General features: G+C 73.7%; 18 protein-coding genes. 5 read left to right on the forward strand and 13 right to left on the reverse strand.

Features of this window, described 5'->3' with window-relative positions; translation table 11 throughout:
• Positions 1-297: 297 nt before the first annotated feature.
• Positions 298-726: a DUF3017 domain-containing protein gene (locus ACIQVL_RS13560; protein WP_403438386.1), complete on the reverse strand. Its 429-nt coding sequence runs from the start codon at positions 724-726 to the stop codon at positions 298-300.
• Positions 716-1570: a bifunctional methylenetetrahydrofolate dehydrogenase/methenyltetrahydrofolate cyclohydrolase gene (locus ACIQVL_RS13565; RefSeq protein WP_403438389.1), complete on the reverse strand. Its 855-nt coding sequence runs from the start codon at positions 1568-1570 to the stop codon at positions 716-718. Before ACIQVL_RS13565 ends, ACIQVL_RS13560 begins: the two co-directional genes overlap by 11 nt.
• 230 nt (positions 1571-1800) lie before the next feature.
• On the opposite strand from ACIQVL_RS13565, the gene ACIQVL_RS13570 reads away from it, so the two are divergent.
• Positions 1801-2391, forward strand: coding sequence for an RDD family protein (locus ACIQVL_RS13570; RefSeq protein ID WP_403475373.1), 591 nt, complete (start codon positions 1801-1803; stop codon positions 2389-2391).
• Between the two features lie 79 nt (positions 2392-2470).
• Here the strand turns inward: ACIQVL_RS13570 and purH are convergent, their stop codons facing one another.
• Positions 2471-4054, reverse strand: coding sequence for a bifunctional phosphoribosylaminoimidazolecarboxamide formyltransferase/IMP cyclohydrolase (purH, locus tag ACIQVL_RS13575; RefSeq protein WP_403438394.1), 1584 nt, complete (start codon positions 4052-4054; stop codon positions 2471-2473).
• On the reverse strand, positions 4051-4680 hold the full coding sequence (gene purN / locus ACIQVL_RS13580; protein WP_403475374.1) for a phosphoribosylglycinamide formyltransferase: 630 nt from the start codon (positions 4678-4680) through the stop codon (positions 4051-4053). Before purN ends, purH begins: the two co-directional genes overlap by 4 nt.
• 358 nt (positions 4681-5038) lie before the next feature.
• Here purN and ACIQVL_RS13585 point away from each other — a divergent pair, with 358 nt between their 5' ends.
• A complete protein-coding gene (locus tag ACIQVL_RS13585; protein ID WP_403475375.1) occupies positions 5039-5818 on the forward strand; it encodes a hypothetical protein in 780 nt (259 codons plus the stop codon).
• A 62-nt stretch (positions 5819-5880) separates the two neighbouring features.
• Here ACIQVL_RS13585 and ACIQVL_RS13590 read toward each other — a convergent pair whose 3' ends face one another.
• Positions 5881-7674 carry a DUF6350 family protein gene (locus ACIQVL_RS13590; protein ID WP_403475376.1) on the reverse strand — a complete coding sequence of 598 codons (1794 nt, stop codon included), beginning with the start codon at positions 7672-7674 and terminating at the stop codon, positions 5881-5883.
• 96 nt (positions 7675-7770) lie between these two features.
• Between ACIQVL_RS13590 and ACIQVL_RS13595 the strand changes: the two genes are divergently transcribed.
• Entirely contained in the window at positions 7771-8613 is an 843-nt protein-coding gene (locus ACIQVL_RS13595; protein WP_403475377.1) for an RNA polymerase sigma factor, read from the forward strand.
• Between the two features lie 157 nt (positions 8614-8770).
• On the opposite strand, the gene sucD is transcribed toward ACIQVL_RS13595, so the two are convergent.
• From sucD to ACIQVL_RS13630, 7 genes are all read right to left on the reverse strand, one after another.
• Positions 8771-9655, reverse strand: a complete 885-nt coding sequence (gene sucD, locus ACIQVL_RS13600) for a succinate--CoA ligase subunit alpha (RefSeq protein ID WP_362592047.1) — start codon at positions 9653-9655, stop codon at positions 8771-8773.
• Positions 9656-9682: 27 nt separating this feature from the next.
• Positions 9683-10864, reverse strand: a complete 1182-nt coding sequence (gene sucC, locus ACIQVL_RS13605) for an ADP-forming succinate--CoA ligase subunit beta (protein ID WP_384029492.1) — start codon at positions 10862-10864, stop codon at positions 9683-9685.
• Positions 10865-11314: 450 nt separating this feature from the next.
• A complete protein-coding gene (locus tag ACIQVL_RS13610; RefSeq protein ID WP_403475378.1) occupies positions 11315-11647 on the reverse strand; it encodes a hypothetical protein in 333 nt (110 codons plus the stop codon).
• A gap of 234 nt (positions 11648-11881) precedes the next feature.
• Positions 11882-12991, reverse strand: a complete 1110-nt coding sequence (locus ACIQVL_RS13615) for a hypothetical protein (RefSeq protein WP_403475379.1) — start codon at positions 12989-12991, stop codon at positions 11882-11884.
• 204 nt (positions 12992-13195) lie between these two features.
• On the reverse strand, positions 13196-14446 hold the full coding sequence (locus tag ACIQVL_RS13620; RefSeq protein ID WP_403438413.1) for a VWA domain-containing protein: 1251 nt from the start codon (positions 14444-14446) through the stop codon (positions 13196-13198).
• The gene (locus tag ACIQVL_RS13625; RefSeq protein ID WP_403475380.1) at positions 14443-16848 is read right to left on the reverse strand and encodes a DUF5682 family protein; all 2406 of its coding nucleotides are present in this window, start codon (positions 16846-16848) and stop codon (positions 14443-14445) included. Before ACIQVL_RS13625 ends, ACIQVL_RS13620 begins: the two co-directional genes overlap by 4 nt.
• Positions 16845-17963, reverse strand: coding sequence for an AAA family ATPase (locus ACIQVL_RS13630; RefSeq protein WP_403438417.1), 1119 nt, complete (start codon positions 17961-17963; stop codon positions 16845-16847). The genes ACIQVL_RS13625 and ACIQVL_RS13630 overlap by 4 nt, the downstream gene beginning before the upstream one ends.
• Before the next feature lie 132 nt (positions 17964-18095).
• On the opposite strand from ACIQVL_RS13630, the gene ACIQVL_RS13635 reads away from it, so the two are divergent.
• Together ACIQVL_RS13635 and ACIQVL_RS13640 are read left to right on the forward strand one after the other, a co-directional pair.
• Positions 18096-19451: an SWIM zinc finger family protein gene (locus ACIQVL_RS13635; RefSeq protein ID WP_403475381.1), complete on the forward strand. Its 1356-nt coding sequence runs from the start codon at positions 18096-18098 to the stop codon at positions 19449-19451.
• 181 nt (positions 19452-19632) lie between these two features.
• On the forward strand, positions 19633-21225 hold the full coding sequence (locus tag ACIQVL_RS13640) for a DUF5691 domain-containing protein (protein WP_403475382.1): 1593 nt from the start codon (positions 19633-19635) through the stop codon (positions 21223-21225).
• A gap of 151 nt (positions 21226-21376) precedes the next feature.
• Here the strand turns inward: ACIQVL_RS13640 and ACIQVL_RS13645 are convergent, their stop codons facing one another.
• Positions 21377-21793, reverse strand: a complete 417-nt coding sequence (locus tag ACIQVL_RS13645) for a cobalamin B12-binding domain-containing protein (protein WP_403438424.1) — start codon at positions 21791-21793, stop codon at positions 21377-21379.
• Positions 21794-21887 lie beyond the last annotated feature (94 nt).

The raw sequence follows: 21887 nt of genomic DNA on the forward strand, positions 1-21887 counted from the left end.
TCGCCGGTTCGTCGCCGGTTCGTCACCAGTTCAGAGCGGGTGACGACGGCGGGCGGCCCGCCGGTTCCCGCAGGCAGTGGCAGTACGGGCGCCCCGTAGCGGAACTGTCACCTCTCTGCCACAGCCGGCGGACAGCCGTTGAACAGCCGCCGCGCGCTGGGAAGGCTGATTCCCGACGGCGGCCCGTCCTGCTCGGGGGAGAGGACGGGCCGCCTTTCGGCCGGGGCGGGGGGGACTGCGCGGCCAGCCCCCACGCACAGGCACAGGCACCCGCACCCGCACCCGCCGGTGAATTCCCTAGCTCTTCATCGTGAAATGCAGCGTGTCCTTCAGATAAGGGATCACCAGCCACGGCTTCGGCTGCGCCATCAACGCCAGCAGCACGATCGCCAGCCCCAGCACCCCGTACGTGGCGATGTCCGTGAACCGCGACCGGACCGCCAGCATCCCCACGCTCGGCAGTATCCACCGCATCACCGCCCCGGCCAGCAGCGCCGCCCCGATCAGCAGCGCACCGACCCGGAACTGGTCCAGCGAGGTCAGCAGCAGCCCGATCGCGACGGTCGCAAGGACCACCAGCATCGGCCACTGCCGGGCCGGCGCCGGCAGATCCCCCGACGCGGCCCTGCCGCCCCCTTCGGGGCGCGCCGTGTCCCGGGTGAACAGCGGGAAGCGCCGCGTCGCCCGGCGCCCCGCACCCTGCTCGTGCCCGCGGTCAGCCGACACTGCGCTCCGCCGCCTCGACCACGTTGACGAGCAGCTGCGCGCGGGTCATCGGCCCGACCCCGCCGGGGTTCGGCGAGATCCACCCGGCGACCTCGGCGACCCCGGGGTGCACATCCCCGACGATCTTGCCGTCGGCGTTGCGGGAGACACCGACGTCGAGGACGGCGGCGCCCGGCTTGACGTCCTCGGGGCGGATCAGGTGCGGGGAACCGGCGGCGGCGACGATGATGTCCGCGCGCCTGAGGTGCGAAGCGAGATCCCGCGTACCGGTGTGGCACTGCGTCACCGTCGCGTTCTCGCTGCGCCGGGTGAGCAGCAGCGGCATCGGGCGCCCGATGGTCACGCCGCGGCCGACGACCACGACCTCGGCGCCCTTGATCTCGACGCCGTAGCGGCGCAGCAGCGTGAGCACGCCGTTGGGGGTGCAGGGCAGCGGCGCAGGCTCGCCGAGCACCAGCCGGCCGAGGTTCATGGGGTGCAGGCCGTCCGCGTCCTTGTGCGGGTCCATCAGCTCCAGGATGCGGTTCTCGTCGATGCCCCTGGGCAGCGGCAGCTGGACGATGTAGCCGGTGCAGGCGGGGTCGTCGTTGAGCTCGCGGACGACCGCCTCGATCTCCTCCTGGGTCGCGGTGGCCGGGAGTTCGCGCTGGATGGAGGCGATGCCGACCTGGGCGCAGTCGCGGTGCTTGCCGGCGACGTACTTCTGGCTGCCGGGGTCGTCCCCGACGAGGATCGTGCCGAGGCCGGGCGTGACGCCCTTCTCCTTCAGCGCCGCCACGCGGGCGGTCAGATCGGACTTGATCGCGGCTGCGGTGGCCTTGCCATCGAGAATCTGGGCGGTCATGGCTCCATCCTCGCGGATGCCGGTCTCCCGGTTCCAGTCGGGTGTGCGGTCATGATCAATGATGTTGCACTTGCACAACACATCGCTAATCGGACTGGACAACAACTCGCCCGTACTTAACGATGAACGGCGCAGTACCGCGGTCCGGTGGGGGGCAAAACCGCTCAGTTCATGACGTACCTCCGTCCTTGTCCGCGTCGTCCCCGCAGGTCAAACGGAGGAAACCCGTCATGAGTTTCGGCGCGCCCAACAACCCCTACGGTCAGCCACAGGACCCGCAGCAGGGCCAGCCCGGCTACGGCTACCCGCAGCAGCCCGGCTACCAGCAGGCCCCGCAGGGCGTCCCGCCGCAGCAGGGCTACGGCTACCCCCAGCAGCCGGGCTACCCGCAGCAGGGCGGTTACGGCTACCCGCAGCAGGGTTACGGCGCCACGCCGCCGTACGCGAACTGGGGCCAGCGCTTCGGCGGCACGATCGTCGACGGCCTGGTCTTCCTGGTGCCGTACATCCTGGTGCTCTTCAGCAGCAAGGCCGCGGTGCTGGGAATCATCGGCGGTCTGGCGATCCTCGGCATCGCGATCTGGCAGCTGATCATGGAGGGCCGCACCGGCCAGACCATCGGCAAGAAGGCGCTGGGCATCCGCCTGGTCAAGGAGGCCACCGGCCAGCCGGTCGGCGTCGGCATGGCGTTCGTGCGCCGTATCGCGCACATCCTGGACAGCCTCGCCTGCTACCTGGGCTGGCTGTGGCCGGCGTGGGACTCCAAGCGCCAGACGTTCGCCGACAAGGTCTGCGGCACCATCGTGATCCGCAGCAACTGAGCGTTCACCGGCACCCCAAGGGCCGTGTCCCCCGCGCAGGGGGCCACGGCCCTGGTGTTCACGGTCCCTGTGCGGCGGCTCAGTGGAAGAAGTGCCGGGTCCCGGTGAAGTACATCGTCACGCCCGCCTTCTTCGCGGCCTCCACGACGAGTTCGTCACGGACCGAACCGCCCGGCTGCACCACGGCCCTGACACCGGCCGCGGTGAGGATCTCCAGGCCGTCGGGGAACGGGAAGAACGCGTCGGAGGCGGCGTAGGAGCCGCGTGCCCGCTCCTCGCCCGCCCGCTCGACGGCGAGCTTCGCGGAGTCGACGCGGTTGACCTGGCCCATGCCGACGCCGACCGAGGCGCCGTCCTTGGCGAGCAGGATGGCGTTGGACTTCACGGCCCGGCAGGCCTTCCAGGCGAAGGCGAGCTCCCGCAGCTCCTCGGGGCTCAGCGCCTCGCCGGTGGCCAGGGTCCAGTCGGCCGGGTCGTCGCCGTCGGCCTGGAGGCGGTCGGTGACCTGGAGGAGGGCGCCGCCGTCGATGGGCTTGATCTCGACGGGGTTGGCGGGGGCACCCGGCGCCTTCAGCACCCGGATGTTCTTCTTCCTGGCGAGGGCTTCGAGGGCCCCCTCCTCGTAGTCGGGGGCGACGATGACCTCGGTGAAGATCTCGGCGACCTGCTCCGCCATCTCCTTGCTCACCGGCCGGTTGACGGCGATGACCCCGCCGAACGCGGACAGCGGGTCGCAGGCGTGCGCCTTGCGGTGCGCCTCGGCGACGTCCGGACCGACGGCGATGCCGCAGGGGTTGGCGTGCTTGATGATCGCGACGCACGGCTCTTCGTGGTCGTACGCGGCACGGCGCGCGGCGTCCGTGTCCGTGTAGTTGTTGTACGACATCTCCTTGCCGTGCAGCTGCTCGGCCTGGGCGAGGCCGCCGCCGGCGGCGTCGACGTAGAGAGCGGCGGGCTGGTGCGGGTTCTCGCCGTAGCGCAGGGTGTTCTCGCGCTCCCAGGTGGCACCGAGGAAGTCGGGGAACCGCGAGTCGTCGACCGGGGCGTACTCCGAGGCGAACCAGGAGGCCACCGCCACGTCGTACGACGCCGTGTGCTGGAAGGCTTCGGCGGCGAGCCGCTTGCGGGTGGCGAGGTCGAAGCCGCCCTCGGCGACGGCCCTGAGGACGTCGGCGTAGCGGGCGGGGCTGGTGACGATCGCGACCGAGGGGTGGTTCTTGGCGGCCGCGCGGACCATCGACGGACCGCCGATGTCGATCTGCTCGACGCACTCGTCGGGGGTGGCGCCGGAGGCGACGGTCTCGCGGAACGGGTAGAGGTTGCTGACCACGAGGTCGAACGGCTCGATGCCGAGCTCTTCGAGCTGGCGCCGGTGGTCCTCCAGGCGCAGGTCGGCGAGGATGCCGGCGTGCACCCTGGGGTGCAGGGTCTTGACCCGGCCGTCCAGGCACTCGGGGAAGCCGGTGAGCTCCTCGACCTTGGTGACGGGGACGCCGGCGGCGGCGATGCGGGCGGCGGTCGAGCCGGTGGAGACGAGCGCGACTCCGGCCTCGTGCAGCCCGCGGGCGAGCTCTTCGAGCCCGGTCTTGTCGTAGACGCTGACGAGCGCGCGACGGATGGCCCGCTTGCCGCTCTCGGCCGTGACAGTGCTCTCGGCGGTCACTGGATAACTACCTTTCGTCCCTCAATGCGATAGCCGTTGCGGGCGATCCGCCCCACGACCTCGACGAGCAGCCTTCGCTCGACGTCCTTGATGCGCTCGTGCAGAGCGCTCTCGTCGTCCTCGTCCCGGACCTCCACCACGCCCTGAGCGATGATCGGCCCGGTGTCGACGCCGTCGTCGACGAAGTGGACGGTGCAGCCGGTGACCCTGGCGCCGTACGCGAGCGCGTCCCGTACGCCGTGGGCCCCGGGGAAACTGGGCAGCAGGGCGGGGTGCGTGTTGACGGTCCGCCCCCCGAACCGTGCCAGGAACTCCTTGCCGACGATCTTCATGAACCCGGCGGAGACGACCAGGTCGGGTTCGTGGGCGGCCACGGCCGCGGCCAGCGCCCGGTCCCACTCCTCCCGGGTCGCGAAGTCCTTCACCCTGGTCACGAACGTCGGGATCCCGGCCCGCTCGGCACGCGCGAGCCCCTCGATGCCGGCACGGTCGGCACCGACGGCGACGACCTCGGCACCGTAGGCCTCGGCGCCGCGCTCGGCGATCGCGTCGAGGAGCGCCTGGAGGTTGGTGCCGGATCCGGAGACCAGCACGACGAGGCGCTTGGCCACGGGCTTGGCGGCCACGGTGGGGCCCTTTCTCGGGGGAGCGTCGGTACGGCGGCCGGCCCCGCACCCGCTTTGTACATTCGTACGAGTGCTTCGCGCCCCGGGATACGGGGAAGTCTACGAAGCGGCCGACCGTCAGCAACGATACCGGCACACCGGGCGGCCCCCACGGGACGGGGGCGTGGCCGGAAGGTAGCGTCTGGGAGGTACCGAGGCGGGAACGCGTCCGGGATACGACGCGTTCACCGGGTAGGCGGTCGTTTCGGCCGATGCGCACATCGCCCGCAGCCGTCCGCCGTGTCCAGCCGTATCCGTATCCAGCCCATCCGTCAGCTCTGTATCTGTTCATCTTGATCTAGGGGAAGACGCTCACTTGATGCCGGACCGCAGCCTGGGACTTCGCATGCTCCCCCCGCAGTCGGTACAGGGAGGGACGCGTTTCGCCGTGCTGCTGCGGGAGCGGCCGACCTCGCCGCCGGACGCGCCCTCGGACCGGCCGACGGGCGACCGGAAGGACGGCCCGAAGAACGGCCCGAAGAACGACTCGAAGGATGACAACCCCTTCGCCCCGCCACCGGAGGGCACGCCGGACAGCCCGTGGCGGCCGCGCCGCCCGGCCGGTGACGACGACCGGGAAGCACCGTGGGGCAGTCAGTGGAGCGACCGCCAGCCCGGCCGCCAGCCCGGCGGCTTCGGCCAGCGTCCCGACGGCGGACCGGGCGGCGGCGGCCAGAACGGCCCCGGCGGTCCAGGCGGCCCCGGCATGCGCTGGGACCCGACCGACCCGGCCCAGCGGCGGGCGCGGTACGCCCTGCTGTGCGGCATGTGGGCCTTCCTCTTCGCGCTCTTCAGCTGGCCGTACGTGGCGCTGCTGCTCGGCGCCCTGGCCGTCTACTGGGGCATCAGCGCGCTCCGCGCCAAGCCCCGCGACCCGGACGAGGCCGCCACCGGCCGCCCCCAGACGACGGCGGCGATCAGCGGCCTGGTCACGGCGTCCCTGGCGCTGGCACTGGTGGCGGCCAACTTCACGGCCCAGATGGTCTACCGCGACTACTACACCTGCGTCTCGGACGCCCTCACCAACGAGGCCAAGCAGTCCTGCGACCACCTGCTGCCGCAGGAGCTGCGCGGGGTCCTGGGGAGCGGGAACAGCTGACGGGACCGGGAGCGGGAGCGGCGACGGTGTCGGTGTCGGTGTCGGTGCCGGTGCCGGGAGGGTCAGGGGCCGTCGGTGGTCTCGTCCTCGGCCGGCTCGGACAGCTTCCGCAGCGCCGTCCAGCGGGCCTTGCGCGCCGCCTCGTCCTCCCAGGGACCGGGCAGCGGGTCGACGGGCGGTGCTGCCTGGCCGGGCGGTGCGTCGAGGGGCGGCGCGTGGCCGGGCAGCGGGTCGACGGACGGTACCTGGCCGGACGGCGGGTCGACGGACCGTACCTGGCCGGGCAGCGGGTCGATGGGCAGCACCTCGTGCGGCTCGGCCGGCAGCGCCTCGTACCGCTCGGAGGCGTCGCCGCCACCGTCGGCCTGGTCGGGCAGTAGTCCGGCCACGAAGACCGGGGCCGCGACCGGTGCCGAGGGCGGGGCCGCGGACGGGGCCGGTGCCGACGGTGCTGGGCTCCCCTGCGTCCGCTGCTTCTCCGCGGCCTGCGCGTCCCGCGGCTTCCGCCCGGCGAAGCCCAGCCACGCGGCGAGTGAGACGGCGCCCTCCCGCCGCCAGGCGCGCAGCGTCAGGGCTCCCGGCAGGCCGACCGCCAGGAGCCAGCCGCCGGTCGCCGCGCCCGTCTGCCACCAGACCGGGCCGAAGGAGGCGAGCGCGGCGACGCCCAGCGGGCCGCCCGCCAGCTCGGCCAGCGCCGCGAGCAGCAGCGCGCACAGCAGCGCCGCCAGTGCCGCCACCCCGGCCGTGCGCTCGGCCGACCAGCGCCGCTGGACCGCCCGCGCCGCCACGAACCACGCCACCGTCACCCCGGCCGCCACCGGCACCACCCCGGCCACCCAGTGCACCCAGGTCCCGGGACCGTGCTGCGGCACGGCCGCCAGCAGCGGGAAGGGCGGGAGCAGCGGTGCCGGATCCGAGGCCAGCGGGTTCACGGTGTGCCCGGCGCCGAGCACGAAGCCGGGACCCACGGCGTACGCCGCGGACCACACCGCGGCGTTCGGGATCAGCGAGACGCAGAGGAACAGCACCGCGCAGCGGCCCGTCCAGCCCTCCGTCAGCTGCAGGAACGACGCCCGCGCGGTGTCCCCGTGCCCCACCAGCGACACCGCGAGCAGCAGCGTCCCGCCGCCGAGGAAGACGGCCGCCCCGGCCAGGGACGCGCGCAGGGCCGTACCCCACCGCACCCGCGTGTCGCGCCCCAGCAGCCGCCGCCGTACCGCAACCGGCAGTACCGGCAGCAGGCGCAGCAGCGGTTCACGCGGACGGCCGTACGCCGTCCACACCCCGGCGCCCGCCGCGCACGCCGCGAGCAGGGGCGGAGCCACCGCCACCCACGCCCACTGGGGCCGCAGGTCACCACCGGGCGCGTAGAGGGCGGCGCAGCCGCCGACGCCGAGGTAGCCGGCGACGACGCCGGCCCAGGCCGTACGGGCGCGGACCGGCGGCGGCGCGTCGGGGTCGTCGCCGTCCGGCGCGTCCACCGCGTACCGCGCCGCCCGGTGCAGCAGCAGCGCCGGCACCAGAAGCAGCAGCAGCGGCGTCACCCCGACCGGCGCCGGCACGCCGGACAGCGTGTCGGTACGGACCAGTTCGACACCGTGGGCGAGCAGCCACAGCGCGGCCGCGACGTGCAGTGCGCCGCCCGGTCCGCTGTCGGGGTACGGCGAGCTGACCCACAGCGCGATCGCCAGCACGGCGAAGGAACCGAGTCCGAGTCCGGCCGCGAGCGCCCCGGCCGCCAGGCTCGCGCCCAGTCCCGGGGAACGGTCGCGCACCCGGCTGAGCAGCGGCGGCGACGAGCGCCGGCGGGAGGGCAACGACGGTCGGCGGGCGGTCATCCGAATCACGACCGCCATGCTCCCAACGACACGCGCTTTCCCGTCGTAACCGGTGAATGGCCGAAGTGTCGCTCAATATATGTTTATGTGCTTTTTCGAAGGGAGGTGCGCCCGATGACGCAGAGCCCTGGCCATGCCCACGAGGCCGGACCGTCCCCCGCTCTGACGCCCGCTCAGGCCTTCGACGCGCTGTACGCGTTCTGCGCCCCGGCCCTGGTACGGCAGGCCTACCTGCTCACCGGCCGCCGGGAGCTGGCGCTGGAGGCCGTCGAGCGGGCCTTCCAACTGGCCTGGCAGAACTGGCCGCAGGTGGCCCGCGACCGGGACCCGGCCGGCTGGGTGCGGGCGGTGGCGCACGAGTGTGCGCTCTCCCCCTGGCACCGGTTCCGGCTGCGCCAACGCCACCCCGAGGCGCCGCCGGCCGACGCGGCCGACCGCGCGCTCCTGGCGGCGCTGCTGAAGCTGCCGCCGACGTACCGGCGCACGCTGCTGCTGTACGACGGCATCGGCCTCGACCTGCCGGAGACCGCGGCGGAGACGGAGGCGAGTACGCCGGCTGCGGCCGGCCGGCTGACCCGGGCGCGGCGGCTGGTCGCCGGCCAGGTGCCGGAACTCGCCGATCCCGCCGCGCTGCACCGGCGGCTGGCCGAACTGGCCTCGACGGAGCGGTTGCGGGCGGCCCAGCCGCCCGCCGTGCGGACGTACGCCGAACGGCGGACCCGTTTCTGGACCCGGTCCGCGCTCGCCTTCACGGCGACGATCGTCGCGGCGACGACCCTCACGCTGCGGACGGCGCCGACGCACTACGAGGCGCCGATCGGTCCGGCGCAGGCGATCAGCGGGGTGCCGGCGGAGGTGGGGATGGGGCCGTTGTCGGCGGGGGAACGGGCGCTCCGGCTGAAACTGCAGAGGCTTGCCGACAACGGTCCGGAGAGAGTGGTGCCGGTGGCTCGGTAGTCCGTCGGCTGCGGGCCGGTGGGGGCTGGTCGCGCAGTTCCTCCCCCAGCGCCCCTTACGGGGCTACTTGGCTACGGGCAAGCGCCGGTGAGTGGAACGCCGGTAGGCCCGTCCCCACCCCGGGGACGGGCCTACCGGCGTTCGGTCACGCAGCTGTTCAGCCGGCGAGGATCTCGCGGGCCAGCTTCGCCGTCTCGGTCGGGGTCTTGCCGACCTTGACGCCCGCGGCCTCCAGGGCCTCCTTCTTCGCCTGGGCGGTGCCCGACGAACCGGAGACGATGGCGCCGGCGTGGCCCATGGTCTTGCCCTCGGGGGCGGTGAAGCCCGCGACGTAACCGACGACCGGCTTGGTCACGTTCTTCGCGATGAAGTCCGCGGCCCGCTCCTCGGCGTCGCCACCGATCTCACCGATCATCACGATCAGGTCGGTCTCGGGGTCGGCCTCGAACGCGGCGAGCGCGTCGATGTGCGTGGTGCCGATGATCGGGTCGCCACCGATGCCGACGGCGGTGGAGAAGCCGATGTCACGGAGCTCGTACATCATCTGGTACGTCAGCGTGCCGGACTTCGACACCAGGCCGATGCGGCCCGGCTTGGTGATGTCGCCCGGGATGATGCCGACGTTGGACTGGCCGACGGAGATGATGCCGGGGCAGTTCGGGCCGATGATCCGGGTCTTGTTGCCCTTCTTGCCGGCGTACGCCCAGAACGACGCCGAGTCGTGCACGGCGATGCCCTCGGTGATCACGACGGCCAGCGGGATCTCGGCGTCGATGGCCTCGACGACCGCGTCCTTGGTGAACTTCTCCGGCACGAAGATGACGGAGACGTTGGCGCCGGTCTTCTCGATGGCCTCGGCGACCGTACCGAATACCGGTACCTCGGTGCCGTCGAAGTCCACGGTCTGCCCCGCCTTGCGCGGGTTGACGCCGCCCACGACGTTGGTGCCGTCGCCCAGCATGAGCTTGGTGTGCTTCATGCCCGTGGCGCCGGTCATGCCCTGGACGATGACCTTGCTGTCCTTGTTGAGCCAGATAGCCATGGTGTGTTGTGTCCTCGTCCTGAGTGCTTACTTGGCGGCGTTGGCCAGTTCGGCGGCCTTGTCGGCGGCGCCGTCCATGGTGTCGACGCGCTGCACCAGCGGGTGGTTGGCGTCGGTGAGGATCTTGCGGCCCAGCTCGGCGTTGTTGCCGTCGAGGCGGACGACGAGCGGCTTGGAGACGTCCTCGCCGCGGTCCTCCAGGAGCTTCAGGGCCTGCACGATGCCGTTGGCGACCTCGTCGCAGGCGGTGATGCCACCGAAGACGTTGACGAAGACCGACTTGACGTCGGGGTCGCCCAGGATGATCTCCAGGCCGTTCGCCATGACCTGGGCGGAGGCGCCGCCGCCGATGTCGAGGAAGTTGGCGGGCTTGACGCCACCGTGGTTCTCACCGGCGTACGCGACGACGTCCAGGGTGCTCATGACGAGACCCGCGCCGTTGCCGATGATGCCGACCTCGCCGTCGAGCTTGACGTAGTTGAGGTTCTTCTCCTTGGCGGCGGCCTCCAGCGGGTTGGCCGCGGCCTTGTCGTGGAGCTCCGCCCAGTCCGCGTGGCGGAACTCGGCGTTGTCGTCCAGCGACACCTTGCCGTCCAGGGCGATGACGTCACCGGAGGCGACCTTCGCCAGCGGGTTCACCTCGACGAGGAGGGCGTCCTCCTTGATGAAGGTGTCCCACAGCGTGACCAGCACGTCGGCGACCTTGTCGGCGACCTCGGCCGGGAACTTCGCGGCGGCGACGATCTCCTTGGCCTTGGCCAGGTCCACACCGTCGATCGCGTCGATCGGCGTCTTGGCGACGGCCTCGGGGCGGGTGGCCGCGACCTCCTCGATCTCCATGCCGCCCTCGACGGAGGCGATGGAGAGGAAGGTGCGGTTGGCACGGTCGAGGAGGAAGGAGACGTAGTACTCCTCGAGGATCTCCGGGGCGGTCTCGGCGATCATCACCTTGTGGACCGTGTGGCCCTTGATGTCCATGCCGAGGATGTCCGTCGCCCGGGCGACGGCCTCGTCCGCGGAGGCGGCCAGCTTGACGCCACCGGCCTTGCCGCGGCCACCGACCTTCACCTGCGCCTTGACGACGGACTTGCCGCCCAGCCGCTCGGTGATCGCGCGCGCCGCCTCAGGCGTGTCGATGACTTCACCGGCCAGCACCGGTACATCGTGCTTGGCGAAGAGGTCCCTCGCCTGGTACTCGAACAGGTCCACGCGCTTCCGTCCCTATCAGTGATCTCGCGGTTCGTTGGATGCGTGGGCGTGCCGCGAAGGGCAACGTGACGTCCGCAATGTGTCACAAGGGGTGCGCACACGGTGTCCGAGCGCGCGGCATGTCCGTCTCGCAGATTATCGCCGCTCGCTGGGGGTCTCTAAATCGGGAGTCACACCTGAGCGGTGATACCTGTCACATGATGCCGGGCATCCCGGGTTTTCGTGGCACGGCGTGCCGTCTTGCGTGCGATGTGCGAGGCCTCACCGGGCTGGGGTTGGCCCGGTGAGGCCTCAGCCCCCGAGGATTTCCGGTCCTCGGGGCGGGCGGCCGCACCCCGTCCCAGGGGGAGGGCCGCCCCGGCCCGTGGGGGTTCCGGCCGGACGGACCGACGGCGTTCGGCCGTCCGCACCGAACCGCCCACGGAGTCGCGGAGAGCCGGTCGCGCAGGCCTACGCCCGGCGGCCGGCCTCCGGGGTCACGGGGGTGCCTGCCGAGCGGAGGCGGCCGGGGAAGTGGCTGAGGGCCGTGTGGTCCGCGAGCATGGCCTCGGCGCGGTTCTGGAGGGCCTGGGCGTGCGCTCGGGCCGTGGCCTGCGCCCTGGCCGTGGCCGTCGCGGCGCGGGCCGCACGGGCGCCCTGGATGGCCTCGGCACCGCGGATCCGGGCCGCCCGGCCCGGCACGGCGGGCGGCTCCTCGGCGCCGGCCGCCGCGGGCCCGCCGAACGCCCCCGACCAGCTCCGGCCGGCGGCTATGACCATGGAACGGCCGATGTACTCGTTCATACGTGTGTCAGTCCTTCGAGGCTCCGGCGCGTCTTCCCCGCGCGTACGGAGCCGGGAGAGCCTCCGGTGGGGCCGGAAGCGCGGCTGGGGACATCGCCGCCCGGAGCGTCGGCAGGGGTACCGAGGCGTGCTCACGGAGTCCGGAAGGGGGACCGCCGAGAGGGTCCGGGCGGGCGGGCAGACCTGTTCCGCCCCGCGCGGCAGGTCTGCGGCGGGGAGGAGGGCCGCCGGTCCCTAGCCGGGGAAGAGGGGGATGTCCCGGTACCTGTCCCGGGTCCCGGCCGCCTCGGTACGCGCGGCGGTACCGGGCGCGAGCCCGAGCGGCGCCCGGCCCACGAAGGTCACGGCGTGCGCGTCACCCTGCCGGGAGGGGGCGGCGTCCACCGCGGCCTTGCCCAGTACGCCGTCCGGGTCTCCGGCGGGCGCCGGGTGGGCGGGAGCACCGGCGACGCGGTCGGCGCGGTGGCCGTCGGTGTGCGGCGCCCTGCCGGACGCGAACGTCACGGCGGCGGTGTTCCGCGGGCCGTACGACGCGGCGGTCGTCGCCGTCGCCGACGCGGCTTTCGTAGCGGGCTTCTCGTGCCCGGCGACGTGCGTGACCGGTGTCCGCGGCTGCGCCTGCGCGGGACCCGGCGCCGGTGTCACCGGTGCCGGGTCCGACCCGGCCTGCGGGTCGGAGACGACGGGAAGCTCCGGCACCTGCACCACCGGCACGACCGGCAGCTCCGTCACCTGCCGCACCGTTTCGGTGAGTGTCCTGGTGATCGTCTCGGTGAGTGTCCCGGTGAGCGATGCGGTGAGCGATTCGGTCAGGGCCGAGGTGACGGGAAAGGTGACGGGAGAGGACACGGTCCCGGTCACGGTGTCGCTCGCCGTGCCGGTCACGGACCGGACCGCTTCGCCGACGCCGTCCACCACCGGCACGGCCTTGACGACGGGCTTTCGCGCCGCCACCGGCTCCCGATGCGCCGCCACCGGCTCCCGATGCGGCGTCGCCAGCTCCCGATGCGGCGTCACCGCGTCCTGCGCCGGGCGCTTCTGCGGCACCGCCGAGGTCACGGCCGAGGTCACGGCCGAGTTCACCGTCGACGTCACGGCCGAGGTCACCGTCGAGGTCACGGCCGAGTTCACCGTCGACGTCACGGCCGAGGTCACCGTCGACGTCAACGACGGTGCCGGCGACGGATTCGGCGGCACCCCCTCGGCCGCCTGCGCCCGCTGCCCGCAGAGCAGGCCGAGCGCGAGCAGTCCGCCGACCAGCAGCGCCAGGTGCAGCGCACGCCGTCCCGGCGCCGTGCGCAACACGCGCACGGCGGTACCGGGCAGAACTGCTGGCGAGGTCAAGACGGGGAGGGTCCTCCCGTGCGGCGGAACAGAGCAGAAGGGGGCCAACGGCGTGAAGGCCGGTGAAAGACCAGTGGAGACTTCGATCCTTGCACGGGACTCCCGAGGTAGCGCAAGCCCCCCGTTACCGATGGGTAGTCATGTCCGTTTTGACGTCCGGTGCCGGACATCGCCGAGTCGACAAGTCGCTCTTCCGGCCACGTGTCACGCGGTGTCCGGTACCGGGATCGGCCGCTTCTCGATCGCCGCGGCCATCACCTCGGGGAAGAGGTCGGGCGTGCACGCGAACGCCGGCGCCCCCAGCGCCGCGAGTGCCGCCGCGTGCTCCCGGTCGTACGCCGGCGCGCCCTCGTCCGACAGCGCGAGCAGCGCCACGAACTGCACCCCCGACGCCTTCATCGCCGCGACCCGCTTCAGCATCTCGTTCCGTATCCCGCCCTCGTAGAGATCGCTGATGAGGACGACGACGGTCTCCGCGGGCCGGGTGATCTGCGACTGGCAGTACGCGAGCGCCCGGTTGATGTCCGTCCCGCCGCCGAGCTGGGTGCCGAACAACACGTCCACCGGGTCGTCCAGCTGGTCCGTGAGGTCGACCACCGCGGTGTCGAAGACGACGAGCCGGGTGTCGATCGACCGCATGGACGCCAGCACCGCCCCGAACACCGAGGCGTACACCACCGAGGCCGCCATCGACCCGGACTGGTCGATGCAGAGCACCACCTCCTTCTTCACCGACTGCGAGGCCCGCCCGTACCCGACCAGCCGCTCCGGTACCACCGTCCGGTACTCGGGCAGGTAGTTCTTGAGGTTGGCCGAGATCGTGCGGTTCCAGTCGATGTCGTGGTGGCGCGGGCGGCTGACGCGGGCGCTGCGGTCGAGGGCGCCGGTGAGGGTGGCCCGGGTGCGGGTGGCCAGCCGCTTCTCCAGGTCCTCGACGACCTTGCGCACGACCGCCCGAGCCGTCTCCTTCGTCGTCTCCGGCATCGCCTTGTTGAGCGAGAGCAGGGTGCCGACCAGGTGCACGTCCGCCTCCACCGCCTCCAGCATCTCCGGTTCCAGCAGCAGCGCGGCCAGCCCGAGCCGGTCGATGGCGTCACGCTGCATGACCTGCACGACGGACGACGGGAAGTACGTCCGGATGTCCCCGAGCCAGCGCGCAACCGACGGCGCCGACGCCCCCAGCCCCGCCGCACGCTCCCGCCCCGACTGCGGTCTGTCCCCCCTCCCGTACAGCGCGGCCAGCGTCCCGTCCATCGCCGTGTCCCGCCCCGACAGCGCGCACCCGGTCCCGTCGGCGGCCTCGCCCCCGAGCACCAGCCGCCACCGCCGCAGCCGCTCCTGCACGGGATCTGCGGTGCCGATGCCGGTCCCGGTCCCGGTGCCGCTCCCGGCTCCGATGCCGGTCCCGGTTCCGGTACCCGTCCCGCTGCCCGCGTCCGTCACGTCCGTGGTCATCTGCCCGCCCCCACAAGGTCGTCGTCCGATTCCGCCGCGTCCTCCCCGTCGCCGAGGCCGAGCAGCAGGCGCAGCACCGGCAGTACGGCGTCGGCGCGCCCGGCGTCCGGCTCGGCGCCGAACCCCGGTGTCCCGCCGGCCTGCCCCGCTCCGTCCCGCAGCCGCTCCCCCGGGCCACGGCGGACCAGTTCGCCGATCGTCCGGCGCACTCCCGGCTCGTACACCGAGAACGTCCGGCGCAGCAGCGGCAGTACGTCCGTGAACGCCTCCGCCGGGACCTCGGTGAGCCAGGCGTCGACCAGGCCGAGCAGCCGTTCGTCGTGCACCAGCAGCATCCCGCCCCCGCCGCTCCCGCCGACGAACCCCTCGATCCAGGCGGCCGCGTCCGCCGGCGGGGTTCCCGGCGAGAGCACCAGACCCATCAGCCGCGCCGCCTCCTCCGCCCCCAGCTCTCCCTCGTCGAGCAGGATCCGCACGGCCCGCCCGCGCAGCACCCCGGGCACGGTGTCCCGTCCGGAGAGCGTGCGCAGCACGGCCCGCCAGCGCAGGCGGAGGTCCGAGTGGCCGGGACCGGCCTGCGCCGCCGTCTCCCCGAGCAGTCCCACCGCCGTGTGCACCGCGTCCACATGGCCGCGCATCTCGTCGGCCGCGTCCGCGTCGAGGGCGGCGCAGGCCGGCGGGAGGCCGACGAAGACCCGCTCGGCGAGACCCGCGGCGACCTCGGCGAGCGCGCGGGTGTCGGTGCCCCGGACGTCGCCGTAGCGCAGGGAGCGGACCAGGGCGGGCAGGGCCTGGGCGAGCCGGCCCACGTCCGTGTCCAGCGCGGCCCGGTCGGCGAGCGCCCGCATCACCAACGGCAGCGCGTCCGGCAGCCCGGCGAGCAGGCAGTGCTCGGCGAGACCGGTGACGTCGGCGAGGTCGCCCGCCTGCACCGCGTCGGCCTCGGCCCTGGCCGTCGCCGCGCCCTCGACGGTCGTCCCCCAGACGCCGGCCTCGGCCACCCGCACCGACAGCTCCGGCTCCCAGCGCAGCCGCCAGGTCTCCCGGAACGTGCCCGTGCTCCCCCGCGACCGCACCGGCTCCCCCCACCCGACGCCGAGCAGCCGCAGCCGGTGCAGCAGCCGGCTGCGCCCGGCGTCGGTCTCCTTGCGCAGGTCGAGCTCCAGCTCCCGCTCCAGCGCCTCCGGCTTCAGCCTGAGCCGGCGCTGCTCCCGGGCCAGGTCCCGCTGCAGCGGCACCGCGGGCGCCGCCTCCGGGACCTCCCCCAGCACGTCCCCGACCACCAGCCGGTCGTGCACCAGCGCCAGCGGGACGTCCGAGCCCTCGCAGAGCACCGCCCGCACCGCGTCGGTGGTCTCGCCGAGGCCGGGCAGCGGGCGGCCGCGCATCACCGCGAGCGTCTCGGCCAGCCGCACCGCCTCGATGACATGGGCCGAGGAGACGATCCGGTCCTCCTCGCGGAGCAGCCCGGCCACCTTGGTGAGCCACCGCTCCACCGGCCGGTCCGGGGCGCGGAACAGGTGCCCGTACCAGCCCGGCGAGTCGATGCCCGCGCCGTAGCCGCTCGTCCGGGCCAGCCGGCGGTTCGTCCACGGCACCCAGGTCAGATCCGTCTTGACCTTGGGCAGCCCCTTCAGCAACTCCCGGTCGGCACCGACGGTGGTCTTCGCGCGCAGCGCCGGCACGTGCCACGCCCCGCACACCACCGCGACCTGCTCCCCGAACTCCCGCTGAGCGGCGCGCAGTCGGAGCCGCATGTGGGCCTCCCGCACGGGGTCCCGGTCGCGACCGCCCGCCCCGTACGTCTCCCGCAGCGCCCCCATGGCCTCCGCCACCGCGGCGAACGGCGCGAACACGTCCCGCTCCCCGGCCCCGCCCCGGTGCTCGACGACGTCCTCCCACCAGCGCTCGGGGTCGTCGTAACCGGCGGCCTCGGCGAGCGCGGCGAGGGGGTCGACGCGGACCTGGTGCGGCCCGCCGCCGGATCCCTCGGACCCCTCGGATCCCTCGGACCCTTCGTCCGGTTCGCCCGGGTCCTCCGGCCGCTCCCAGGCCAGCGTGTGCGTGGCCGGCAGGTCGATGAAGCGGGCCGGGACCCCGTGCTCCAAAGCCCAGCGGAGCGCCACCCACTCGGGGCTGAAGTCGGCCAGCGGCCAGAACGCCGAGCGGCCGGGCTCGTCCACGGCGTGCGCGAGGAGCGCGACCGGTGGCCGCATCTCCGGGTCGGCGGCCAGCGGGATCAGCGCGTCGGCCTCGGGCGGCCCCTCGATCAGCACCGCTCGTGGCCGGGCGGCGTCCAGCGCGGCCCGCACCGCCCGCGCGGAGCCGGGCCCGTGGTGCCGTACCCCCAGCAGCAGCGGCCCGGGGCCGGGCGACCGCCGCCACGCGGTGTCGTCGCTCACGCGCTCACCTCGCGGCAGGCGCGGTAGAAGTCCTTCCAGCCGTCCCGCTCGCGGACGACCGTCTCCAGGTACTCCTGCCAGACGACCCGGTCGGCGGCCGGGTCGCGGACGACGGCCCCGAGGATGCCGGCGGCGACGTCACCGGCCCGCAGCACGCCGTCCCCGAAGTGGGCCGCCAGGGCGAGGCCTCCGGTGACGACCGAGATCGCCTCGGCCGTGGAGAGCGTGCCGCTCGGCGACTTGATCCTGGTGCGGCCGTCGGCGGTGACGCCGTCGCGCAGCTCGCGGAAGACGGTGACGACGCGGCGGATCTCCTCGATGCCGTCGGGCACGGCCGGCAGGTCCAGGGAGCGGCCGAGCTGGTCGACGCGGCGCGCGACGATGTCGACCTCGGCCTCCGGGCTCTCCGGCAGGGGCAGCACCACGGTGTTGAAGCGGCGGCGCAGGGCGCTGGAGAGCTCGTTGACCCCCCGGTCACGGTCGTTGGCGGTGGCGATCAGGTTGAAGCCGCGGACCGCCTGCACCTCCTGGCCCAGTTCGGGGATGGGCAGGGTCTTCTCGGACAGGATCGTGATCAGCGTGTCCTGCACGTCGGCGGGGATCCGGGTGAGCTCCTCGACCCGGGCCGTCATGCCCTCCGCCATGGCCCGCATGACGGGGCTGGGCACGAGGGCGTCCCGGCTGGGGCCGTGGGCGAGCAGCTGCGCGTAGTTCCAGCCGTAGCGGATCGCCTCCTCCGGGGTGCCGGCCGTGCCCTGCACCAGGAGGGTCGAGTCGCCGCTGACGGCGGCGGCCAAGTGCTCGGAGACCCAGGTCTTGGCGGTACCGGGCACGCCGAGCAGGAGCAGGGCGCGGTCGGTGGCGAGGGTGGTGACGGCGACCTCGACGATGCGGCGCGGGCCGACGTACTTCGGTGTGATCACCGTGCCGTCCGGCAGGGTGCCGCCCAGCAGGTAGGTGGCCACCGCCCACGGCGACAGCTTCCAGCGGGCCGGGCGCGGCCGGTCGTCCTGTGCGGCCAGTGCCGCGAGTTCGGCGGCGAAGGCGTGCTCGGCGTGCGGTCGCAGCGCGCTCTCGACGGTCGTCGGGTCGGTCGGTTCCACGGACACAGTCATGGCTGAGGCCCCCTCCAGCTCGGCCGGTTCGGATCTGGTGTCCACCGTGCACCACGCCACTGACAATCGCCCTGACCTGCACAAACGCGCTCGCCGGGGCGATTGTCAGTGGCGGGATCTACCTTCGATGGCATGACTCAGCAGGGGGTGCGCTGGAGTGCGGACCAGGTGCTGGCCTTGGCGCCTGACGCCGCGTCACGCAAAGCGGGAAGCAGGCTCGGAGCGGCGGGGCCGTGGTCCGGAGCCGGCAGTGGCGAGGAGGGGACGGTATGGGGACTGTGCAAGGGCAGCGGCAGCAAGCCGTACCAGACGATCGTGGACGTCGCCGACCCGGCGGGGCCCGCCTACAGGTGCAGCTGCCCGAGCCGGAAGTTCCCCTGCAAGCACGCCCTCGGACTGCTCCTGCTCTGGGCGGGCGGGGACGACTCGGTGCCTGCGGCGCAGCAGCCGCCGGACTGGGCCGAGCAGTGGATCGCGGGCAGACGCGAGCGCGCGGAGGGGAAACGGCCGACGGGCGGCGGGAGTTCCGCGGCCGCCGCTGATCCCGAGGCGGCCCGGCGCCGGGCGGAGCAGCGGGCCGAGCGGGTCACGGCGGGCGCCACGGAGCTTGAGCAGCGGCTGTCCGACCTGCTGCGCGGCGGCCTGGCCGCGGCCGAGCAGGCGGGGTACGGGCTGTGGGAGGAGACGGCGGCCCGCATGGTCGACGCCCAGGCTCCCGGACTGGCGGCGCGGGTGCGGGAGTTGGGGGCGATACCGGGCTCCGGTCCGGGCTGGCCGGTGCGGCTCCTCGAGGAATGCGCGCTGCTGCACCTCCTCGACCAGGGCTGGCTGCGCCGCGACCGGCTCCCGGCGGGCCTCGCGGCCACGGTCCGCTCCCGCATCGGCCTGCCCGCCCCGGCGGACGGTACGCCGGTGCGCGACCGCTGGCTGGTCCTCGCCCAGTACGACACGGCGGACGCCAAGCTGACGACCCGCCGGATCTGGCTGCACGGCACCGATTCGGGCCGTACGGCGCTGCTCCTCTCCTACGGTGCGGCAGGCCGTGCTCCCGAGCCGGCGCTGCCTGTCGGGCTCGCCCTGGACGCGGAGCTGTCCGCCTATCCGGGCTCGGGGCAGCACCGGGCGGCGCTGGGCGAGCGGTTCGCCGCACCCGCGCCCTCCTCGGCGCGGCCGCCGGGCGTACCGACGGCACAGGCGGCGGCCCGGTACGGGGAGGCACTGCGCGAGGACCCGTGGCTGGAATCGGTGCCGGTGACACTCGACCGGGTCGTGCCGGTCCCGGACGGCGACTCCTGGCAACTGGCGGACGCCGAGGGCGAGTCGGCGCTGCCCCTGACGCCGGGCGCCCGTTCCGGTCCGGGGCTGTGGCGGCTGGTCGCGCTCTCGGGCGGCGCCCCGGTCACGGTCTTCGGCGAGTGCGGTCACCGCGGCTTCACCCCACTGACGGCCTGGCCGCAGGAGACCGGCGAGGCGGTACCGCTGTGCTGACCCGGCCGACACCCGCTCCCGCACCGGCACCGGCACCGGCACCGGCTCACAGAACTCACAGAACCCTCGGAACACACAGAGCACTTAGAACTCTCGGAACGCACAGAACTCTCGGAACTCCTGCATCTCTCGGAACTCCTGCATCTCTCGGAACTCCTGGATCTCGTGGAAGGGGAACCCCGTGACCGCTTGGGAGGATCTCGTCACCGCGGCCCTGCTGGGCACGGACCGGCGGCCGCCCGCGACCGGCGGGCCGCGGCGCGAGGCCCCGGTGGCCCTGCTGGACGAGGCGGCCGTGGCGACCGTACGACGGCGGGCCGGGCTGCGTCCGGCACCGGCCGCGCGCCGCCCCGAACCGGCCCCCGGGGACCCGCGCCCCGCGCTGCCGGCCGCCGCGGCACGCAGACTGGCGATGCTGCTGTCCGACCGCCCCGGCACCGCGACCGGCGGCCGCCGGGGCACCTCGCCCGACCTGATGGAGCTGCTGCCGCAGTGGCTCGCGGCGGCCAACGCGCGCGGGTTCGCCGCGCCCCCGCAGACGCTGCCCGCGCTGCTGGACGCGGCCCGGGGCCGTACCGACCTGCGGCCCGCCGCGCTGGCCTTCGCGGGACCGCGCGCCCTGTGGCTGGCCCGGCTCAACCAGGACTGGCGGTTCGCCCTGCGCGCGGCCCCGGGCGGGGGCGCGACCCTGCCTGACCCCGAGGACACCGACGGGATACGGCAGTTGTGGCAGGAGGGGCTGTTCGCCGAGCGGGTCGCGCTGCTGGCCGCGCTGCGGGCCCGAGGGCCCGAGGCGGCGCGCGAGCTGCTGGCCGGGACCTGGGCGACGGAGCGGGCCGAGGACCGGCTGATGTTCCTCGACTCGCTGCGCACCGGACTGGCCGCCGGGGACGAGCCGTTCCTGGAGCAGGCGCTGTCGGACCGCAGCCGCAACGTGCGGACGACGGCGGCCGAGCTGCTGTCCGCGCTGCCCGGCTCGGCGCTCGCCGGGCGGATGGCGGTGCGGGCCGGGGCGTGCGTGGCGGTCGATCACACCGGGGACGGTCCGGTGATCGCGGTGGAGGCACCGCCGGAGTGCGACCCGGGCATGGAGCGCGACGGCGTCGTGGCCAGACCGCCGACCGGACGCGGCGAACGCTCCTGGTGGCTGGGACAGTTGGTGGAGGCGGCCCCGCTCTCCACCTGGCCGGCCCGGCTCGGCGGCCGGACGCCTCAGGAGATCGTGGCGCTGACGGTGGCGGACGGCTGGCAGGGCGAGCTGCACGCGGCCTGGTGCCGGGCCGCCGTACGGCAGCGGGACGCCGCATGGGCACGAGCGCTGCTCGGGGTGCCGGGGGCACCGGAAGCGGGTGGTCCGGGCGCGGTGTCCCTGGCCGAGCGGGCCAAGCTGCTGGGCACGCTGGCGGGCGGGGAGCGGGCCGGCTGGGTGGCCGGCTTCATCGCGGCACACGGCCTGTCGGAGGCGTTCCAGCTGCTCGGTGTGTGCGCCGTGCCCTGGTCCGCGCCACTCGGCGGGTCCGTGGTGGACGCCCTCAACATCGCGCGGGACGCGGGAAGTTACCCGTGGAGCTTCAGCGGGGTGATGGGGCTTGCCGAGCGCTGCCTGGACCCCGCGGAAGCCGGCCGCCTGGACGCCCTCCTCGCGATACCGGACGACCGTGAGGACGCCTCACCGGGAGCCGGCGGCTACTGGGCAGAGGCGTTCCAGCGCCTGGTGACGACACTGAGGCTGCGGGCGGCGATGCTCTCGGAACTCGACGAGCGCGCCTCGTAGAAAGGCGAGCGATGGCGGCCCGCCAGGGGCGCCGGGGGCACCCCCGACCGAACCCGGCCGAAGGCTGGGGGAGGAACTGCGCGGCCGGTCCCCACCGGCGCGCGGCCGGCCCACGACCCGCACGCCGAAGTCAGCCCCCCGCGGACGCGGCCTACGCCTCGGTCGGCTGCCGCACGTTCTCCCGGACCCACTCCACGATCGACGACGTCGTCGCCCCCGGCGTGAAGATCGCCGCGACGCCCTTCTCCTTGAGGGGGGCGATGTCGTCCTCGGGGATGATGCCGCCGCCGAAGACGAGGATGTCCTCGGCGTCACGCTCCTTGAGGAGGTCGATGACCGCGGCGAACAGGGTGTTGTGGGCGCCGGAGAGGATGGAGAGGCCGATGGCGTCGGCGTCCTCCTGGATGGCCGTGTCGACGATCTGCTCCGGCGTCTGGTGGAGCCCGGTGTAGATGACCTCCATGCCCCCGTCGCGCAGCGCCCGCGCGATGACCTTGGCCCCGCGGTCGTGGCCGTCGAGCCCCGGTTTGGCCACCACCACACGGATCGGACCGGCTGCCACACCCATCACTGCCTCCATGACCACGAAACGAACACGCCAACATCCATGCGTACCGAGAAGTACCGCACATTCGGCGCGTTCCGCCACCCACCTCAAGTGA

This window comes from Streptomyces sp. NPDC090499 (assembly GCF_044769305.1).
Taxonomy (GTDB): Bacteria; Actinomycetota; Actinomycetes; order Streptomycetales; family Streptomycetaceae; genus Streptomyces.

What these genes read in the sequence shown, in the direction of transcription:
- sucD (WP_362592047.1), bottom strand. Translation starts at nt 9,655, where the DNA reads ATGGCTATCTGGCTCAACAAGGACAGCAAGGTCATCGTCCAGGGCATG.
- ACIQVL_RS13570 (WP_403475373.1), top strand. Translation starts at nt 1,801, where the DNA reads ATGAGTTTCGGCGCGCCCAACAACCCCTACGGTCAGCCACAGGACCCG.
- ACIQVL_RS13620 (WP_403438413.1), bottom strand. Translation starts at nt 14,446, where the DNA reads ATGACCACGGACGTGACGGACGCGGGCAGCGGGACGGGTACCGGAACC.
- ACIQVL_RS13565 (WP_403438389.1), bottom strand. Translation starts at nt 1,570, where the DNA reads ATGACCGCCCAGATTCTCGATGGCAAGGCCACCGCAGCCGCGATCAAG.
- ACIQVL_RS13645 (WP_403438424.1), bottom strand. Translation starts at nt 21,793, where the DNA reads ATGGGTGTGGCAGCCGGTCCGATCCGTGTGGTGGTGGCCAAACCGGGG.
- ACIQVL_RS13585 (WP_403475375.1), top strand. Translation starts at nt 5,039, where the DNA reads ATGCCGGACCGCAGCCTGGGACTTCGCATGCTCCCCCCGCAGTCGGTA.
- ACIQVL_RS13635 (WP_403475381.1), top strand. Translation starts at nt 18,096, where the DNA reads ATGACTCAGCAGGGGGTGCGCTGGAGTGCGGACCAGGTGCTGGCCTTG.
- ACIQVL_RS13590 (WP_403475376.1), bottom strand. Translation starts at nt 7,674, where the DNA reads ATGGCGGTCGTGATTCGGATGACCGCCCGCCGACCGTCGTTGCCCTCC.
- ACIQVL_RS13630 (WP_403438417.1), bottom strand. Translation starts at nt 17,963, where the DNA reads ATGACTGTGTCCGTGGAACCGACCGACCCGACGACCGTCGAGAGCGCG.
- ACIQVL_RS13610 (WP_403475378.1), bottom strand. Translation starts at nt 11,647, where the DNA reads ATGAACGAGTACATCGGCCGTTCCATGGTCATAGCCGCCGGCCGGAGC.
- ACIQVL_RS13595 (WP_403475377.1), top strand. Translation starts at nt 7,771, where the DNA reads ATGACGCAGAGCCCTGGCCATGCCCACGAGGCCGGACCGTCCCCCGCT.